The 15,209-nt window shown below is 54.6% G+C and carries 16 protein-coding genes; 6 read left to right on the top strand and 10 right to left on the bottom strand.

Annotation, left to right across the window (positions count from 1 at the left end; translation table 11 throughout):
* Positions 1 to 386: 386 nt before the first annotated feature.
* Entirely contained in the window at positions 387 to 3,062 is a 2,676-nt protein-coding gene (gene acnA, locus MFP24_RS04890; RefSeq protein ID WP_249229524.1) for an aconitate hydratase AcnA, read from the bottom strand.
* Positions 3,063 to 3,461: 399 nt separating this feature from the next.
* Here acnA and gstA point away from each other — a divergent pair, with 399 nt between their 5' ends.
* A complete protein-coding gene (gstA, locus tag MFP24_RS04885; protein ID WP_249229525.1) occupies positions 3,462 to 4,070 on the top strand; it encodes a glutathione transferase GstA in 609 nt (202 codons plus the stop codon).
* A 39-nt stretch (positions 4,071 to 4,109) separates the two neighbouring features.
* On the opposite strand, the gene pdxY is transcribed toward gstA, so the two are convergent.
* From pdxY to anmK, 5 genes are all read right to left on the bottom strand, one after another.
* Positions 4,110 to 4,967, bottom strand: coding sequence for a pyridoxal kinase PdxY (pdxY, locus tag MFP24_RS04880; protein WP_249229526.1), 858 nt, complete (start codon positions 4,965 to 4,967; stop codon positions 4,110 to 4,112).
* A gap of 88 nt (positions 4,968 to 5,055) precedes the next feature.
* Complete coding sequence (gene tyrS, locus MFP24_RS04875) at positions 5,056 to 6,333, bottom strand: tyrosine--tRNA ligase (protein WP_249229527.1); 1,278 nt, start codon at positions 6,331 to 6,333, stop codon at positions 5,056 to 5,058.
* A gap of 130 nt (positions 6,334 to 6,463) precedes the next feature.
* Positions 6,464 to 7,132 (bottom strand): pyridoxamine 5'-phosphate oxidase, encoded by a 669-nt coding sequence (gene pdxH / locus MFP24_RS04870; RefSeq protein WP_249229528.1) that lies wholly within the window; start codon positions 7,130 to 7,132, stop codon positions 6,464 to 6,466.
* A 150-nt stretch (positions 7,133 to 7,282) separates the two neighbouring features.
* Positions 7,283 to 7,594 (bottom strand): MliC family protein, encoded by a 312-nt coding sequence (locus MFP24_RS04865; RefSeq protein ID WP_249229529.1) that lies wholly within the window; start codon positions 7,592 to 7,594, stop codon positions 7,283 to 7,285.
* 117 nt (positions 7,595 to 7,711) lie between these two features.
* The gene (gene anmK / locus MFP24_RS04860; protein WP_249229530.1) at positions 7,712 to 8,824 is read right to left on the bottom strand and encodes an anhydro-N-acetylmuramic acid kinase; all 1,113 of its coding nucleotides are present in this window, start codon (positions 8,822 to 8,824) and stop codon (positions 7,712 to 7,714) included.
* 341 nt (positions 8,825 to 9,165) lie between these two features.
* Between anmK and MFP24_RS04855 the strand changes: the two genes are divergently transcribed.
* A complete protein-coding gene (locus MFP24_RS04855) occupies positions 9,166 to 9,633 on the top strand; it encodes an outer membrane lipoprotein (RefSeq protein WP_136166288.1) in 468 nt (155 codons plus the stop codon).
* A gap of 141 nt (positions 9,634 to 9,774) precedes the next feature.
* Here MFP24_RS04855 and slyA read toward each other — a convergent pair whose 3' ends face one another.
* Together slyA and MFP24_RS04845 are read right to left on the bottom strand one after the other, a co-directional pair.
* A complete protein-coding gene (gene slyA, locus MFP24_RS04850; RefSeq protein ID WP_249229531.1) occupies positions 9,775 to 10,212 on the bottom strand; it encodes a transcriptional regulator SlyA in 438 nt (145 codons plus the stop codon).
* Between the two features lie 169 nt (positions 10,213 to 10,381).
* Positions 10,382 to 10,621 carry a DUF1289 domain-containing protein gene (locus MFP24_RS04845; protein ID WP_249229532.1) on the bottom strand — a complete coding sequence of 80 codons (240 nt, stop codon included), beginning with the start codon at positions 10,619 to 10,621 and terminating at the stop codon, positions 10,382 to 10,384.
* A 245-nt stretch (positions 10,622 to 10,866) separates the two neighbouring features.
* On the opposite strand from MFP24_RS04845, the gene gloA reads away from it, so the two are divergent.
* Together gloA and rnt are read left to right on the top strand one after the other, a co-directional pair.
* Positions 10,867 to 11,274: a lactoylglutathione lyase gene (gloA, locus tag MFP24_RS04840; RefSeq protein ID WP_136166291.1), complete on the top strand. Its 408-nt coding sequence runs from the start codon at positions 10,867 to 10,869 to the stop codon at positions 11,272 to 11,274.
* Positions 11,275 to 11,384: 110 nt separating this feature from the next.
* Entirely contained in the window at positions 11,385 to 12,056 is a 672-nt protein-coding gene (gene rnt, locus MFP24_RS04835) for a ribonuclease T (RefSeq protein ID WP_249229533.1), read from the top strand.
* A 105-nt stretch (positions 12,057 to 12,161) separates the two neighbouring features.
* Here rnt and MFP24_RS04830 read toward each other — a convergent pair whose 3' ends face one another.
* Positions 12,162 to 12,512, bottom strand: coding sequence for a Grx4 family monothiol glutaredoxin (locus MFP24_RS04830; protein ID WP_009112939.1), 351 nt, complete (start codon positions 12,510 to 12,512; stop codon positions 12,162 to 12,164).
* Positions 12,513 to 12,843: 331 nt separating this feature from the next.
* On the opposite strand from MFP24_RS04830, the gene MFP24_RS04825 reads away from it, so the two are divergent.
* The gene (locus MFP24_RS04825) at positions 12,844 to 13,599 is read left to right on the top strand and encodes a C40 family peptidase (RefSeq protein WP_249229534.1); all 756 of its coding nucleotides are present in this window, start codon (positions 12,844 to 12,846) and stop codon (positions 13,597 to 13,599) included.
* A gap of 97 nt (positions 13,600 to 13,696) precedes the next feature.
* On the opposite strand, the gene cydH is transcribed toward MFP24_RS04825, so the two are convergent.
* The gene (gene cydH, locus MFP24_RS04820; protein WP_249229535.1) at positions 13,697 to 13,786 is read right to left on the bottom strand and encodes a cytochrome bd-I oxidase subunit CydH; all 90 of its coding nucleotides are present in this window, start codon (positions 13,784 to 13,786) and stop codon (positions 13,697 to 13,699) included.
* A gap of 377 nt (positions 13,787 to 14,163) precedes the next feature.
* On the opposite strand from cydH, the gene purR reads away from it, so the two are divergent.
* Positions 14,164 to 15,195, top strand: coding sequence for an HTH-type transcriptional repressor PurR (purR, locus tag MFP24_RS04815; protein ID WP_249229536.1), 1,032 nt, complete (start codon positions 14,164 to 14,166; stop codon positions 15,193 to 15,195).
* Positions 15,196 to 15,209: the final 14 nt, after the last annotated feature.

The following is a 15,209-nucleotide window of genomic DNA, read 5'->3' as shown; positions in this document are numbered from 1 at the left end:
TCCGCAGCTATTGAAGGTATTTGATTTAAAAAGAATGAGATTTATGCCTGACTGTCTTTAAAAGGAAATGGACGATTGAATGCGAGGACATCCCTGTAATGGAGCACAGGCGCGCTATCGCCCTAAAACTATCCTGCCGGCATCTGAAAGCCAGTATGCGAGAGGGGTCAAACCCTGACTATCCGTGAGAACGGGCCATATCTCCATCTTTCAGGGTAAGAAACGCTCGCCGGGGATCACCTTAGCGCGGCGCAGAGGGCGGAACTGTGAACATGGTCATTTATTGTACAAAATACAATCAACTAAATAATTGAAATTTGATCCAGCGCCTAATCTGGCTTGCATTCGCTGCGCTAGCGGGCTTATCCGCTAGCGCGATTCAGCATTCAGAGCATATTGCGAATGACATAATGCAGAATGCCGTCGTTCTGGTAATAGGTCAGTTCGTTGCGGGTATCGATACGGCAGCGGGTTTTAATCACCCGGCTATTCCCTGCGTTATCGGTAATGGTTACGTCCACCGCGGCGCCGGGCGTTAACTGGTTCAATCCGCTAATCGATATCTGCTCATCGCCGGTTAATTCCAGCGTCTTGCGCGTTACTCCGCTTGGGAACTCCAGCGGCAGAATCCCCATACCGATAAGATTGGAACGGTGAATACGCTCAAAGGATTCGGCGATAACCACGCGCACCCCCAGTAAACGCGGCCCTTTCGCCGCCCAGTCGCGGCTGGACCCGGAGCCGTACTCCTTGCCCGCCAGCAGCGCCAGCGGGACATCTTCCTGCTGATAGCGCATGGCGGCGTCATAGATGGTCATCTCGTTTTGCGATGGGATATGCCGGGTATACCCCCCTTCCGTGCCGGGCACCATCTCATTGCGGATACGAATATTGGCGAAGGTGCCGCGCATCATCACCTCGTGATTGCCGCGGCGCGAGCCGTAAGAGTTGAACTCTTTGGTCTCTACGCCGCGCTCCAGCAGGTAGCGTCCCGCCGGGCTGTCGCGTTTGATATTACCCGCAGGCGAGATATGGTCGGTGGTGACGGAGTCGCCCAGCATGGCCAGAATGCGGGCGTTATGGATATCCCGCACCGGTTCCGGTTCTTTTTCCATCTGGAGGAAAAACGGCGTCTGGCGGATATAGGTCGATTCCGCAGGCCACTGATAGGTGGGATTGTTATCGACCTCGATATCTTTCCATTCCTGAGTACCTTCAAATACCGCGGCATACTGTTTATGAAACATATCCGCGCTGACGTTCAATACGGCGTCGGCCACCGCTTTTGCCGTCGGCCAGATATCCCGCAGATAGACCGGGCGGCCCTGGCTATCTTCTCCCAGGGGGGCGCTGGTAAGATCAATATTCATGTTTCCCGCCAGCGCATAGGCCACCACCAGCGGCGGCGAGGCCAGCCAGTTGGTTTTCACCAGCGGATGAATACGCCCTTCAAAGTTGCGGTTTCCCGACAACACCGCGCCGACGCTCAAATCACCGGCTTTAATCGCCGTTTCGATGGCGTCAGGCAGAGGACCTGAATTACCGATACAGGTGGTGCAGCCGTATCCCACCAGATTAAAGCCCAGCTCATCAAGATAGGCCGTTAAGCCGGCCTTGGCGTAATAGTCCGTTACCACGCGCGAGCCCGGCGCCAGCGATGTTTTAACCCAGGGCTTTTTCTTCAGCCCTCGCTTTACCGCATTCTTCGCCAATAATCCGGCGGCCATCAGTACGCTGGGATTCGAGGTATTGGTACAGGAGGTGATCGCCGCAATCACCACCGCGCCCTGATGCAGCTGGTGCGTCTCCCCGTCCAGGGTAAATTCTTCATACTCCGGCCGGGTTTTCACCGTATTGATATCCAGCTCCCTGCTCGCTTCGAACGCCTGGGGCACCGCCGCCAGCGCCACCCGATCCTGCGGACGTTTCGGGCCGGCCAGACTGGTCTCCACGCTATCCAGATCCAGCGCCAGCTGGCTGGTGAATACCGGCTCATCGCCGGTATTGCGCCATAATCCCTGTTGCTTGCTGTAGGACTCGACCAGGGCGATCTGGTCGTCGCTGCGGTTGGTCAGGCGCATATATTCCAGCGTGATGTGGTCGACGGGGAAAAAACCGCAGGTCGCGCCGTACTCCGGCGCCATATTGGCAATGGTCGCCCGATCGGCCAACGGCAAATAGTTCAGGCCGTCGCCGTAGAACTCGACGAATTTGCCGACCACGCCGTGTTTGCGCAGCATCTGCGTCACGGTGAGCACCAGATCGGTCGCGGTGATCCCCTCGCGCATTCTCCCGCTCAATTTAACCCCGACCACGTCCGGAATAAGCATGGAAATCGGCTGGCCCAGCATGGCGGCTTCGGCTTCAATTCCCCCGACGCCCCAGCCCAGTACGCCAAGGCCGTTAATCATGGTGGTGTGCGAGTCCGTTCCGACCAGCGTATCGGGATAGGCCAGCAGTTTGTCCTGCCGCTGTTCATGCCACACCGCTTTCGCCAGATATTCCAGATTCACCTGATGGCAAATGCCCGTTCCCGGCGGCACCACGCTGAAGTGGCTGAAGGCGTTTTGCCCCCAGCGCAGAAACTGGTAACGCTCATAGTTGCGTTCCATTTCCAACTGCGTGTTATCCGCCAGCGCCAGCTCGTCGCCAAAGTGATCCACCGTCACCGAGTGGTCGATCACCAGATCGACCGGCGACAGCGGATTCACCTTATTGACGTCGCCGCCCAGGCGTTGCACCGCGGCGCGCATGGCGGCGAGGTCGACCACCGCGGGCACGCCGGTAAAATCCTGCATCAGCACGCGCGCGGGACGGTAGGCTATCTCCCGCTCGACGTGACCGGTTTTCAGCCAGGAAACCACCGCCTGCAGATCCTCTTGCCGGACGGTATCGCCATCCAGATGGCGCAGCAGGTTTTCCAACAATACTTTTAATGACTTGGGTAAGTTATCAATCTCCCCAAGTTGCCTGGCCGCCAGGGGCAAACTGTAATAGTGATAGGTTTGTTGCCGTACCCTAAGCGTATCCAGACAGCTGTCGCGAAGAAAATGAGATGACATGCTTCCTCCCAAAGTGACCTGATTAATCATTATTTTGCGTCAACCGGCCATTCAATACCCAGCCTGAACATACGGTCTTGTTTAAATATAACACAAACAAAAAACAACATTTTTGCAACAACACCCAATAACCGCAGCGATAGCCTCTGGCTATTGATAATTGGCGTTAAGGAGAGATTTTTCCCGGTGGAAAATTAAGTAAAGTTAGCGGTCGTTTTAGCCGATAGTAAATAAGGCTAACGATCTCTTCGCTATCGTTCTTTGGGGGGGGGTGACAAACGTTTTGCCGGATGGCTCACAGCCTGATATCGCCAGTTGTAGTAAAAATAAAAACGCGTTCAGTGAATAAACCGCAGCCCATCTGTTGATGGATAAAAAAATAATATCAAGGGGTTATACATGAAGCTGTTTTATAAGCCGGAAAGCAGTTCCCTTTTTGCTCATATTGTTTTGCTGGAGTCCAAGTTGGACTTCAAACTCGAAAAGGTGGATTTCAAAACCAGGAAAACCGAACGCGGGACGGATTACCTATCGATTAATCCCAAAGGGCTGGTGCCCGCCTTAATGCTTGATGATAATTCCGTGCTGACCGAGGGCGTCGCCATTGCGCTGTATATCGCGGACAAGGTTCCGCACTGCAATCTTATTGCGCCGATAGGCAGTATGGCGCGCTACCACACCATTGAATGGCTTAACTACATCTCCGCTGAATTACATAAAACCTTCTCCCCGATATTTCGTCCCGGCACGCCGGAAACCTACAAAGAGCTGCTGTTTGAGTATCTGCAGGTAAGATTTCGTTATATCAATCTGGTGCTGAGCGAACAGAATTACCTGGTCGCCAACCGGTTCAGCATCGCGGACGCCTATCTGTTTACCGTTATGCGCTGGGCGCAGTCGCTGAAGCTGGATATGTTCCGCTACCCTGCGCTGGCCGCTTACCTTGAACACATTGCCGAACGGCCTTCGGTGGCAACGGCGCTCAAGGTTGAAAGGCTGAAAGGCTGAACATAAAGGCGCGGCGACCGCCGCGCTTTATTCTTACCTCTACAGACGCACCGCCTGAAAATGATGGCGCGGATTAACGATGCCGTCCTGAGCGGCGACCAGCTGCAGCTCATATTGGTTCATCTCTTTGGTTATCAGCATAACGTCGTACACCGCCGAGGTGGTGTGCTCCAGCGCTTTATCCAGCGCCACGCCCTTGAGTAAATTCACCAGCAGTAATCCGCTGGTCAGATCGCCGACGCCGACGGGCTGACGTTCGAACTCCACCAGCGGCCGGCTGATATGCCAGGCATCCGTCGGCGTGACCAGCAGCATTTCAAAGCTGTCGCTGCGGTAAGCCGCGCGGCTGAGGTGCTTGACCAGCACGATTTTCGGCCCCTGTTCGCACAGCGCCCGCGCGGTGTCTACCGCTTCCGCCACATTGTGTACCGCATGGCCGCTGAGCTGCTCCAGCTCGGGCAGGTTGGGCGCAATCACATCCGCCGCCCGTAGCGCCTGACGGCAATGAAAGTCCGCCACCCCCGGCGCGACGATGCAGCCTTTTTCCGGCGAGCCCATTACCGGATCGCAGAAATAGAGCGCCTGCGGATTTACCGCCTTGACCTGCCGAACGATGCCCAGAATATGCTCGCCCTGTTCAGGCGAACCGATATAACCGCTCAGCACCGCATCGCAATCTTTCAGTCGGTCGATATCCGCAATGCCCTGCACAATCTCGGTCAGATGGCCGGCGGGCATGACGCAGCCGGTCCAATGGCCGTATTGGGTATGATTGGAAAATTGCACCGTATTAAGCGGCCAAACGTTTGCGCCCATCCGCCGCATGGGAAACTCGGCGGCGCTATTGCCGGCGTGGCCGAAAACAACGTGTGACTGAATGGAGAGTATGTTTTTCATTTGCTGTGACTCAAATCCTTGCCAGCGCATGCGCGCATCAATAACCGCTAAAAGAGACAGGGAGCTTGCGCTCCCTGATTTCCCGTACTTATGCTTTCCAGCAGATCAGGCAGTAGTGTTTTTTACCCCGGCGCAGCAGGGTGTAACGGCCGAACAGGCGATCGCCGTCGCCAAAGGCATATTCCGCATCGGCCTGTTTTACGCCGTTGACCGTCACCGCGTTGGAGGCGATCATGGTGCGAGCCTGGCCGCGCGACGGCACCAGCTCGGCGTTGACCAGCGCCTGCTGTAAATCGGCGCTTTGCTCCAGCTCGACGATCGGCATGCCATCCTGAGCCAGCTGGGCGAAATCTTCTTGCGTCATATCCTGCAGCGAACCGGAAAACAGGCTCTGGGTAATGCGGCGCGCCGCCGCCAGGCCCGCTTCGCCATGCACCATACGGGTCACTTCTTCCGCCAGCACATGCTGCGCGCGCGGCGCCTTACCGCTGTTTTTATCCTCTTCTTCCAGCGCATCGATCTCTTCAAGGCTCATAAAGGTGAAGAATTTCAGGAAGCGGTAAACGTCGGCATCGGCGGTATTGATCCAGAACTGGTAAAACTTGTAAGGACTGGTCTTGCTGGCGTCCAGCCAGATTGCGCCGCCTTCGGTTTTACCGAATTTGGTGCCGTCGGACTTGGTGATCAGCGGCACGGTCATGCCGTAAACCTGTTGCTGATTCATGCGGCGGGTCAAATCAATACCGGAGGTGATATTGCCCCACTGGTCGGAACCGCCGATTTGCAATTCAACATAATGCTGCCGGTTCAACGAGGCGAAGTCATAGCCCTGCAGCAGATTGTAGGAAAACTCGGTAAAGGAAATGCCCACGTCGTCCCGGTTCAGACGCTGCTTGACCGCTTCCTTGTTAATCATCTGATTAACCGAGAAATGCTTGCCGATGTCGCGCAGGAAATCCAGCACGTTCATACTGCCGAACCAATCATAGTTATTGGCGGCGATCGCGCTGTTTTCGCCGCAGTCAAAATCCAGAAACGGCGAGACCTGGCGGCGGATTTTTTCCACCCATTCGCTGACGGTTTCCGCGGTATTCAGCTTACGCTCCGTGGCTTTAAAACTCGGATCGCCGATCAGGCCGGTCGCCCCGCCCACCAGCGCCACCGGTTTGTGCCCCGCCAGTTGGAAACGTTTCAGGCAAAGCAGCGGAACCAGATGTCCCAAATGCAAGCTGTCGGCGGTAGGATCGAAGCCGCAATACAGTGCGATCGGCCCTTGCGCCAGTCGCTCCGCCAACGCTTCCTCGTCCGTCACCTGGGCAATCAGCCCCCGCTCTTGCAGTTGTTTAATCAGGTTACTACTCGCCATCGATAACTCCGTTTTTATGCCAAATATCGTGTTGTACGCCCATCCCGCTCAAAAGCGGCGATGGCGCGAAACGCCATAGGATAAAGCGCTCACGGCAGGATCGCCAGAGTTTAACCAGGATATTTCAAGATTAAGGCGCTAAACGATCAACCTTCCAGCCGTCGCCCTGCCGTTGATAGAAGAAGCGGTCATGCAGGCGGTGCTCGCCCCCCTGCCAGAACTCCATGGAGTCGATAGTAATGCGGAAACCGCCCCAGAAACTCGGCAGCGGCACTTCGCCTTGCTGGAATTTCTGTTTGAGCTCCAGAAATTTGCTCTCCAGAATGCCGCGGGCCGAGATCCTGCTGGACTGTTTGGAGACCCACGCGCCGATCTGGCTCTCTTTCGGCCGGCTGTGGAAATACTTAATGACATCAAGCGCGGGCAGCTTCTCGGCACGCCCCAGCACCATGACCTGTCGATCCAGCATGTGCCAGGGAAACAACAGGCTCACCTGCGGATTGTGCGCCAGATGCCGCGCCTTGCGGCTTCCCATATTGGTGTAAAACACCATGCCCTGTTCATCGTAATGTTTTAACAGCACGATACGCTGATAGGGTTGCCCCTGCTCATCGACGGTGGCGACCGACATGGCGGTGGGATCCGCCAGCCGGGCTTCACATGCCTGCTTCAGCCAACGCTCAAACAGATCCAGCGGATTGTCGGTAAGGTCGCGGCGGCGCAGTCCTCCGAGCGTATACTCACGGCGCAGATCCGCGATATCGGGTACCTGAAAGGAAGGCGTACTTTCCTGTGTCATAGTGTGATGATGTCCCGCTGTGGCAAGTTAAAAGAGGAGATGAATCTCGTTATTCTGCGCCCGTACCCGCAAAATCTCAATCGCCGGCGACACCATCGGTCGTTGTCGGGTCAGCATCAACCCGAGCAAAAACGCCGCGTTACAGCTCGCTCATCGCAAAACGCAGTCATCAACGATTACCCGTTCGCCGCGCTGGATAAAGGCGTGGTTTCCCTTGCTCCAGAAAGTGTAGTTTCCATCGCTGAATCTTGCGCCGGAGGCAGAGGGGATCTGCGGTAGGGTGTGACGTTCTCCGTCCAGCAGGAAAACGACCTGTGACGCCGATTTATCGTCCTGCCGCATCGTTACCGTCAGCGGCATGGTGCCGCACTGATAAGACAGGGTGTTAACCGACCGTTGATGACCAAAATAGCTGCATCCGCTTAATAGGACCAGCACCGCCCCTGTCAGCAGTGATTTCATTATTCTTCTCCCGTTGTTGCCGATAGCGGTGAAACGCGCGACGCGCGGACGGCATCGACGCTTTCGCCGCGTTCAGTGTAGCAACAGGCCGGTCGATGACATCTCAGCAAAATCCGATTAGTCGATCGCGGCGGGGTAAATCGCCCCCAGCACCGTTTCCCGGCTGGCGCCGGTAACGGATGGCAGATTTCCCGGCAAGCCGGATAGCGTGCGGGAAGCCAGCCAGGCGAACGCCAGCGCTTCCATATCATCGCCGCTGACGCCGAATTCATCCGTCGGGCCGACTTCAATACCGGGCAGCAGGGCCGAAAGCCGCGCCATAATCAGCGGATTCCGGGCGCCGCCGCCGCACACCAATAATCGTTCGCAGCCGCCGGCCAGCAGAACCTGATCGGCAATACTGACGGCCGTGAGTTCAACCAGCGTGGCCTGAACGTCCTGAGCCGGGATCGGCGGCAGCCCGACCAGTTTTTTCTCCAGCCAGCCCAGATTAAAGTATTCACGCCCGGTGCTTTTCGGCGCCGTCAGGGAAAAATAGGGATCGGCCATCATTCGCCGCAGCAACTGCGGTTCAACCTGCCCCGCCGTGGCCCATTTGGCGTCTTTATCGTAGGGTTGCGCGCAATGACGCCAGATCCAGGCGTCCAGTAGCATATTTCCCGGACCGCTATCATAGCCGCGCACGGCGGCCCCCGGAACCAGCAGCGACAAATTGGCGATGCCGCCGATATTCAGTACGATGCGGCGCTCGGTCGGGTGCTGCAGCAGCGCGTGATGAAACGCCGGCACCAGAGGCGCCCCCTGCCCGCCGTAAGCCAGATCGCGGCGACGAAAATCGCCCACGGTGGTAATGCCGGTCATGGCGGCAACGCGGTTGTTATCGCCGATTTGCAGCGTACAGCCCGCCGTGCCGTTCGGCTCATGCCAGACGGTCTGCCCGTGACAGCCGATGGCGGTGATATCCCGCGCATTCACTCCCGTCTCTTTAAGCAATGCCAGTACCGCCTCGGCGAACAGGATCCCCAGGCGGGTATCCAACTGCCCCAGTGCGGACAGCGTGACCTGCTGTCCCTGGCACATGCCCAGAACGGCCTTTTTGATATCCTGCGGCAGCGGGTGGCTATAGCTGGCCTGCTGCGCAACTGTGTATTCATCAATAGCCGCCAGCACCACGTCAATACCGTCGAGGCTGGTGCCCGACATCACACCGATATATCTGCCTGATCTCATTTCATGACCTTTTCCCCGCAGGGTAAAGAAAACTAACAATTAAACATGGGTCCGGGATAAAAATAGCATTTTAAAGCACTGAATTATTATATTTTTTATGTTTTGTTATCGCGGTTGAATTTTTGTTAAAAATGTGGCCGGGTGATGAGGTGCAGTATAGCAAAAACCGGGACGGCGGATTTTTCTCTCCGTTTACCATCAATTTAAAGACACTATTATATTCTGCAAAAAAGAGTAAAAAGAGTGGAATGGAACATTAAGCCAGACCATAATTTAACCGTATACCATCGTCGGCCGAGGCAGAGCCAACCCGACATATCGCCATTACAGGAGTATTTATTATGATGAAGCGTTTGCTTGTGGTTACCCTAGCTGGTATCACCCTGGCTGGTTGCGCCAATACCAGTACGCTTTCAGGAGATGTTTACAGCGCATCCGAAGCCAAGCAGGTGCAAACCGTCACCTACGGCACCATCGTATCAACGCGTCCGATACAAATTCAGGCGGGTGAGGACTCCAACATCATCGGCGCGCTTGGCGGTGCGGTTTTGGGGGGCTTTCTGGGCAACACCGTCGGAGGGGGATCCGGCCGTAGTCTGGCAACGGCCGCAGGCGCGGTTGCGGGTGGCGTAGCCGGTCAAAGCGCTACGGGCGCGCTAAATCGGACTCAAGGCGTGGAGCTGGAAATCCGTAAGGATGACGGCAGCACCATTATGGTGGTTCAAAAACAGGGCGACACCAGATTCAGCGCCGGGCAACGCGTGGCGATGGCCAGCAACGGCCGCAGTATTACCGTTTCTCCTCGCTGATTCCTGACCATAATCACCACCCGCACGGTGGTGATTACCATCAATAATCATTACGTTGTTGTTAAAAATGTAGCAAAAATATAACCAACAAGATCGTCAAAGACTATTTCTTATGCCGCAAAGACGGCGATGAAAAATGAACTAAGACTGGCTCTCATGTAACGCCAGTATATTTTTTTCCAAACGCGAAATCAGCAAGGCCAATTCATCGACCTGTTCAGGAGTGATGCCGAATAGAATTTCGTTACGGGTGCGGCTAACTACGTCATTGACCGCCTGTATGATCGGTTCCGCGGCTTCGGTAAGCATTATAAGCTTGGCGCGTCGGTCGTGTGAGCACACATGTCGGGTAATCAAACCCTTATCTTCCAATTGATCCAGCGTTCGGACCAATGAAGGCTGTTCGATCCCTATCGCTTTCGCCAGTTGAATCTGCGACTGACCGGGCGGAAGATGGTAGATATTATGTAGCGTCACCCAATGCGTTTGCGTCAGTTCCAGCGGTTTTAGCCGATGATCAATTAGTGCGCGCCAAACTCGCACCAAACGAGCTAAATCAGATCCTAATGGCAATTCCATAAACTCTCCTTATAATTAGCATGCTAAGTTATATCCCTGGATTGCAATCAACTCTGATTTATAAAAATGGAAAATGATTTTTATTATTTTGAATAATGAGATTCTACCAAATAAACGGATGGTAAAAATGATCTCGGGCTTATTTTATTCAGTGACCGTTTAGAGAGCGTTAAAATAAAGACGGCTGCCGCGACTCCGCGGGCGGCTCTGATTTCCCGCTGCGCAACTGGCGTTTCATCCGTTGCCGGCACAAACGCAGCACCTCCTGTTTCTGCACGTCGCTCATCTGCCCCCAGCCAAAACGCTCATTGCGGCTGCGAAAACAACCGCGGCAAAAACCTCGCTCATCAGACTGACAAACGCCACGGCAAGGATTGGGAACAGCAAAGAGTTCAAGTTGCTCAGGCACCGCGCCTCCTTCTACCACCCCGTTTATTGAAGCCTCGATCGCTCTCGCTGGCAAGTCTTTGCTGACAGTAACAGATGAAATAATTAGATAGCCATTGTAATTAAAGGGGATTTTCCTACGTCATCGTTCTGCCTGGCCGGCAATGGCTTGGACTCGGCATAGCTACAACGCTATACTTCTTATCCGTTAGCTTTTTTTCGCCATGTTGCCGTTCATCACGGCGGCCAACCGAGGAAATTAAAATTATGCGCCTACTTCACACCATGCTGCGTGTTGGTGATTTACAACGCTCAATCGACTTTTATACCAACGTGTTGGGTATGCGCCTGCTGCGCACCAGTGAAAACGCGGAGTATAAATATACCCTGGCATTCGTCGGTTATACCGAGGAAAGCGAAGGCGCGGTCATCGAGTTGACTTATAACTGGGGCGTAGAGCGTTACGATCTGGGCAATGCGTATGGTCATATCGCCCTGGGGGTGGATGACGTGGCCGCCACCTGCGATCGCATCCGCAAAGCGGGCGGAAATGTGACCCGCGAAGCCGGCCCGGTCAAAGGCGGCACCACGATTATTGCGTTCGTCGAAGATCCGGACGGTTATAAAATCGAACTGATAGAAAAATCTCAATCCGGCCAGGGGCTCGGCAATTAATCAATCTCGGCGGGCGCCTGATTGGCGCCCGCCGGATTCCCGCGCATACTGCATCTCTCGCCAAAATTTGCCATAATACGCGCTGTATTTTGTTAAAGATTAAGAGACTAATGGCTGATAATAATGACCTGAACGCCCTGAGCGGTCGTTTCCGTGGGTTTTACCCGGTGGTGATCGATGTTGAAACCGCCGGGTTTAACGCCAAAACCGATGCCTTGCTGGAGGTCGCAGCAATAACATTAAAAATGGACGCCGAAGGTTGGTTGCAGCCGGATGAAACCTTACATTTCCACATTGAGCCTTTTGAGGGCGCAGTATTGGAACCCGCGGCCCTGGCGTTTAACGGCATCGATCCCGGCAACCCGCTACGCGGCGCGGTCAGCGAATACGAAGCCCTGCATGAAATATTCAAGGTCGTGCGCAAGGGATTAAAAGATCAGGGCTGCAACCGGGCCATTATCGTGGCGCATAACGCGACCTTTGATCATGGCTTTATCATGGCCGCCGCCGAACGCTGCAGCCTGAAACGCAATCCCTTTCATCCTTTCGCCACCTTTGACACCGCCGCGCTTAGCGGGCTGGTCCTGGGACAAACCGTGCTTGCCAAAGCCTGTATCGCCGCGGGCATCGCTTTTGATTCCAGCCAGGCGCATTCCGCCCTCTACGACACCAATCAGACGGCGCTGCTCTTCTGTGAACTGGTCAACCGCTGGAAGCGCATGGGCGGATGGCCGCTCGCGTTGGATGAAAATCAACCGGCAGCCGCCTCCGCGGCAAGCTAAGCCCGCTGAAAAAAAGAGAGGGTGGCTTGCGCTCCCCTCTCTTTTCGTTATGCAGGTTTCGTTATACGGCAGGCATCGCGCTTGTACACGCGACTCCAGGCTGGCTTACTCCTGATCCTGCTGCTGGGATTTGTATTTATCCGCCGTCTCTTTAATCAGCGGCTGCAGCTCGCCGCGCTGATACATTTCAATAATGATGTCGCAGCCGCCGACCAGCTCACCGTCGACCCACAGTTGGGGAAAAGTCGGCCAGTTGGCATACTTGGGCAACTCGGCGCGGATATCCGGGTTCTGCAGGATATCGACATAGGCAAAACGTTCGCCACACGCAGACAACGCCTGTACCGCCTGGGCGGAAAATCCGCAGCTTGGCAATTTAGGTGAACCTTTCATATACAGTAGAATCGGGTTTTCAGCGATCTGGCGCTGAATCTTTTCAATTGTCGTTGTCGTCATTCTCTCGCTTCCTCAAACCTTTAGGATGGCTAACGTCACTTTCTTTACATCAGATGAGCCATTACGGCGCCATCCACTCAACGTTATTGTACCGAGGGCGGCAGCCACAAAAAAACGCTATTTTTTATGTGGGTATATTTTCGCCGCGGTGCGGGCCTTATGGGATGAAATTCACGGCGGCAGTGACGATAAATCCACCGAAAAAACCACCATTAACTTTTTTTCACTATTTTGTATGAAGAAAAGAGAGATTCCCACTGTTTTATAATGCCGTTTTCGGGAATACTGTGCGCCATTGGCGATTTAAGGACTATTACCGATCGTTGCTATCATGCGCTTATTTACCGGCCTCTTTATATTATGTTTCAGCCCCCTGTTGGTGAATTTAGCGCAGGCGGCGCCTTATACGCCGAATTCGGCGCCGCAAAAATCCGCGCTGAACGGCGCGCAAGCCAATGCAGGCGCCGATAAGGCTAAAACACCCCGCGCCGCCAAGCATCAACGGCAGCAGGCGTCGTCAAGAACGACGGGCGGCACGCCGGCGCTGGTGCGAAAAAACCTTAAAAAATTGCCGCCGGAAACCCGCCACAGGCTTTACTCCGCACGCTCCAAAACCAAAGCCGCGCTGCAAGACAAAACGGGAACAGGACTGGCGCTGAGCGAGGCGCATAAAAAACGCTATCAGCATGCCAAATTAACGGCGATGAATAAGCTGATGGGCCAGATGGGTAAACCTTATCGCTGGGGAGGCGCATCGCCGTTCACCGGCTTTGACTGCAGCGGTCTGGTTTATTACGCCTATAAAGACGTGGTCAAAATCCCTATCCCGCGCACGGCGAATGAAATGTACCACCTGCGCGACGCGGCGCCGATTAACAAAAACGAGCTGGAGAGCGGCGATCTGGTGTTCTTTCGCATCAACAAGCGCGGCGCGGCCGATCACGTCGGGGTTTATCTGGGAGAGGGGAAATTCATTCAGTCACCGCGTAGCGGCGCGGATATTCGTATCAGTAAATTGAACGAGGATTACTGGCGGGAGCACTATGTCGGCGCACGCCGCGTGGTCACTCCCCAGACCGTTCGCTAACCGGCTCGGGGTCAGCGCCTGCGCGCAAATAATGCGGACGGGTTTTACGCTTAAAACCCGTCCGCGAAGATAAAAAAGAGGCTCGGCCCAGGGCCGGTTAATTCAGTACGGCGGTAAAGCTAAATACGATGATCATCGCCAACGCACCAATGGTGGTCAACAACGACATCTTCAGGTCAGTATCCATAGGCGTCTCCTTTTTTGCGCACACCCATTATCAAAAGAAAGTATCGACCGTCCTGGGAAGATTCAACCAAACTTCAGGGTAAAACTGCATATCACGATTGCCAGTCTTCCATAGTTTGAGAAAAAAATCTCATACCGGCGTCTCGCTAATAGTATAAATTACCGCTTCCACTTTTGCGGCAAATCGGACAAAATCCGCTGTTTGACGACACGCCGCGTATTGGTCGAACAACGCCAGCCTTGCCCCTTCAGGTGTAACATTCGGCATTCTCCTTCTGAAACCCTGTTTTTTTTATCTGGGAAGAGAACATTAAACGCAGGCAAACGATTAACAATATACTTACGACTGTAATAAGTCGTTTCAGGAGTCATTTTTACATGGCAACGATCAAAGATGTGGCAAAACGTGCTGGCGTTTCTACCACAACCGTATCGCACGTGATCAACAAAACACGTTTCGTCGCCGAAGAGACCAGGGCCGCCGTCAGGACGGCAATCAAGGAATTACACTATTCACCCAGTGCCGTCGCCCGCAGCCTTAAAGTCAATCACACCAAATCCATTGGGTTGCTGGCGACCTCAAGCGAAGCCCCCTACTTCGCTGAAATCATCGAAGCCGTCGAAAACAGCTGTTACGCCAAAGGCTACACGCTGATTTTGTGTAACTCACATAACAATCTCGATAAACAGCGCGCCTATCTTTCCATGCTGGCCCAAAAACGCGTCGATGGCTTGCTGGTCATGTGCGCGGAATACCCGCCTGAATTGCTCGCCATGCTGAAAGACTATCGCAACATTCCGATGGTGGTCATGGACTGGGGGCAGGCCCACAGCGATTTTACCGATACCATTATTGATAACGCTTTTGAGGGCGGCTATATGGCGGGCCGCTATCTTATCGAGCGCGGCCATCGGGATATCGGCGCCATTCCCGGCATTCAGGAACGGAATACCGGCAGCGGGCGCTATCTTGGATTTTTAAAAGCGCTGAAAGACGCCGATATTCAGATTCACGATGAATGGATCGTTCAGGGAGATTTCGAGCCCGAATCCGGCTATAAGGCGATGCAGCAGATTCTGGCGCAGAAACATCGGCCGACGGCGGTGTTCTGCGGCGGGGATATTATGGCCATGGGGGCAATCTGCGCCGCCGATGAGCTGGGGCTGCGCGTTCCCCAGGATATTTCGGTCATCGGATACGACAATATCCGCCACTCCCGCTTTTTCACCCCGGCGCTGACCACCATCCATCAGCCCAAAGAACGGCTGGGGCAATCGGCTTTCGCCATGCTGCTGGACCGCATCACCAGCAAGCGGGAAGACGCGCAGACCATTGAGGTTCACCCTAGCCTTATCGAACGTCGTTCCGTGGCCGACGGTCCATTCCGCGATTACCGTCGTTACTCCTGAGAACGGAAACGCAC

Origin of the sequence: Brenneria tiliae, from assembly GCF_023347575.1 — a bacterium.
In the GTDB taxonomy this organism is placed as follows: domain Bacteria; phylum Pseudomonadota; class Gammaproteobacteria; order Enterobacterales; family Enterobacteriaceae; genus Brenneria; species Brenneria corticis.
The sequence above is the reverse complement of the archived record's forward strand: the minus strand, read 5'-3'. Positions and strand labels throughout refer to the sequence as shown.

Coding starts and splice junctions, on each gene's coding strand:
- gloA (WP_136166291.1), top strand. CDS start 10,867: ATGCGCCTACTTCACACCATGCTGCGTGTTGGTGATTTACAACGCTCA.
- tyrS (WP_249229527.1), bottom strand. CDS start 6,333: ATGGCGAGTAGTAACCTGATTAAACAACTGCAAGAGCGGGGGCTGATT.
- rnt (WP_249229533.1), top strand. CDS start 11,385: ATGGCTGATAATAATGACCTGAACGCCCTGAGCGGTCGTTTCCGTGGG.
- MFP24_RS04825 (WP_249229534.1), top strand. CDS start 12,844: ATGCGCTTATTTACCGGCCTCTTTATATTATGTTTCAGCCCCCTGTTG.
- cydH (WP_249229535.1), bottom strand. CDS start 13,786: ATGGATACTGACCTGAAGATGTCGTTGTTGACCACCATTGGTGCGTTG.
- purR (WP_249229536.1), top strand. CDS start 14,164: ATGGCAACGATCAAAGATGTGGCAAAACGTGCTGGCGTTTCTACCACA.
- pdxY (WP_249229526.1), bottom strand. CDS start 4,967: ATGAAAAACATACTCTCCATTCAGTCACACGTTGTTTTCGGCCACGCC.
- MFP24_RS04830 (WP_009112939.1), bottom strand. CDS start 12,512: ATGACGACAACGACAATTGAAAAGATTCAGCGCCAGATCGCTGAAAAC.
- anmK (WP_249229530.1), bottom strand. CDS start 8,824: ATGAGATCAGGCAGATATATCGGTGTGATGTCGGGCACCAGCCTCGAC.
- gstA (WP_249229525.1), top strand. CDS start 3,462: ATGAAGCTGTTTTATAAGCCGGAAAGCAGTTCCCTTTTTGCTCATATT.
- acnA (WP_249229524.1), bottom strand. CDS start 3,062: ATGTCATCTCATTTTCTTCGCGACAGCTGTCTGGATACGCTTAGGGTA.
- pdxH (WP_249229528.1), bottom strand. CDS start 7,132: ATGACACAGGAAAGTACGCCTTCCTTTCAGGTACCCGATATCGCGGAT.
- MFP24_RS04855 (WP_136166288.1), top strand. CDS start 9,166: ATGATGAAGCGTTTGCTTGTGGTTACCCTAGCTGGTATCACCCTGGCT.
- MFP24_RS04865 (WP_249229529.1), bottom strand. CDS start 7,594: ATGAAATCACTGCTGACAGGGGCGGTGCTGGTCCTATTAAGCGGATGC.
- slyA (WP_249229531.1), bottom strand. CDS start 10,212: ATGGAATTGCCATTAGGATCTGATTTAGCTCGTTTGGTGCGAGTTTGG.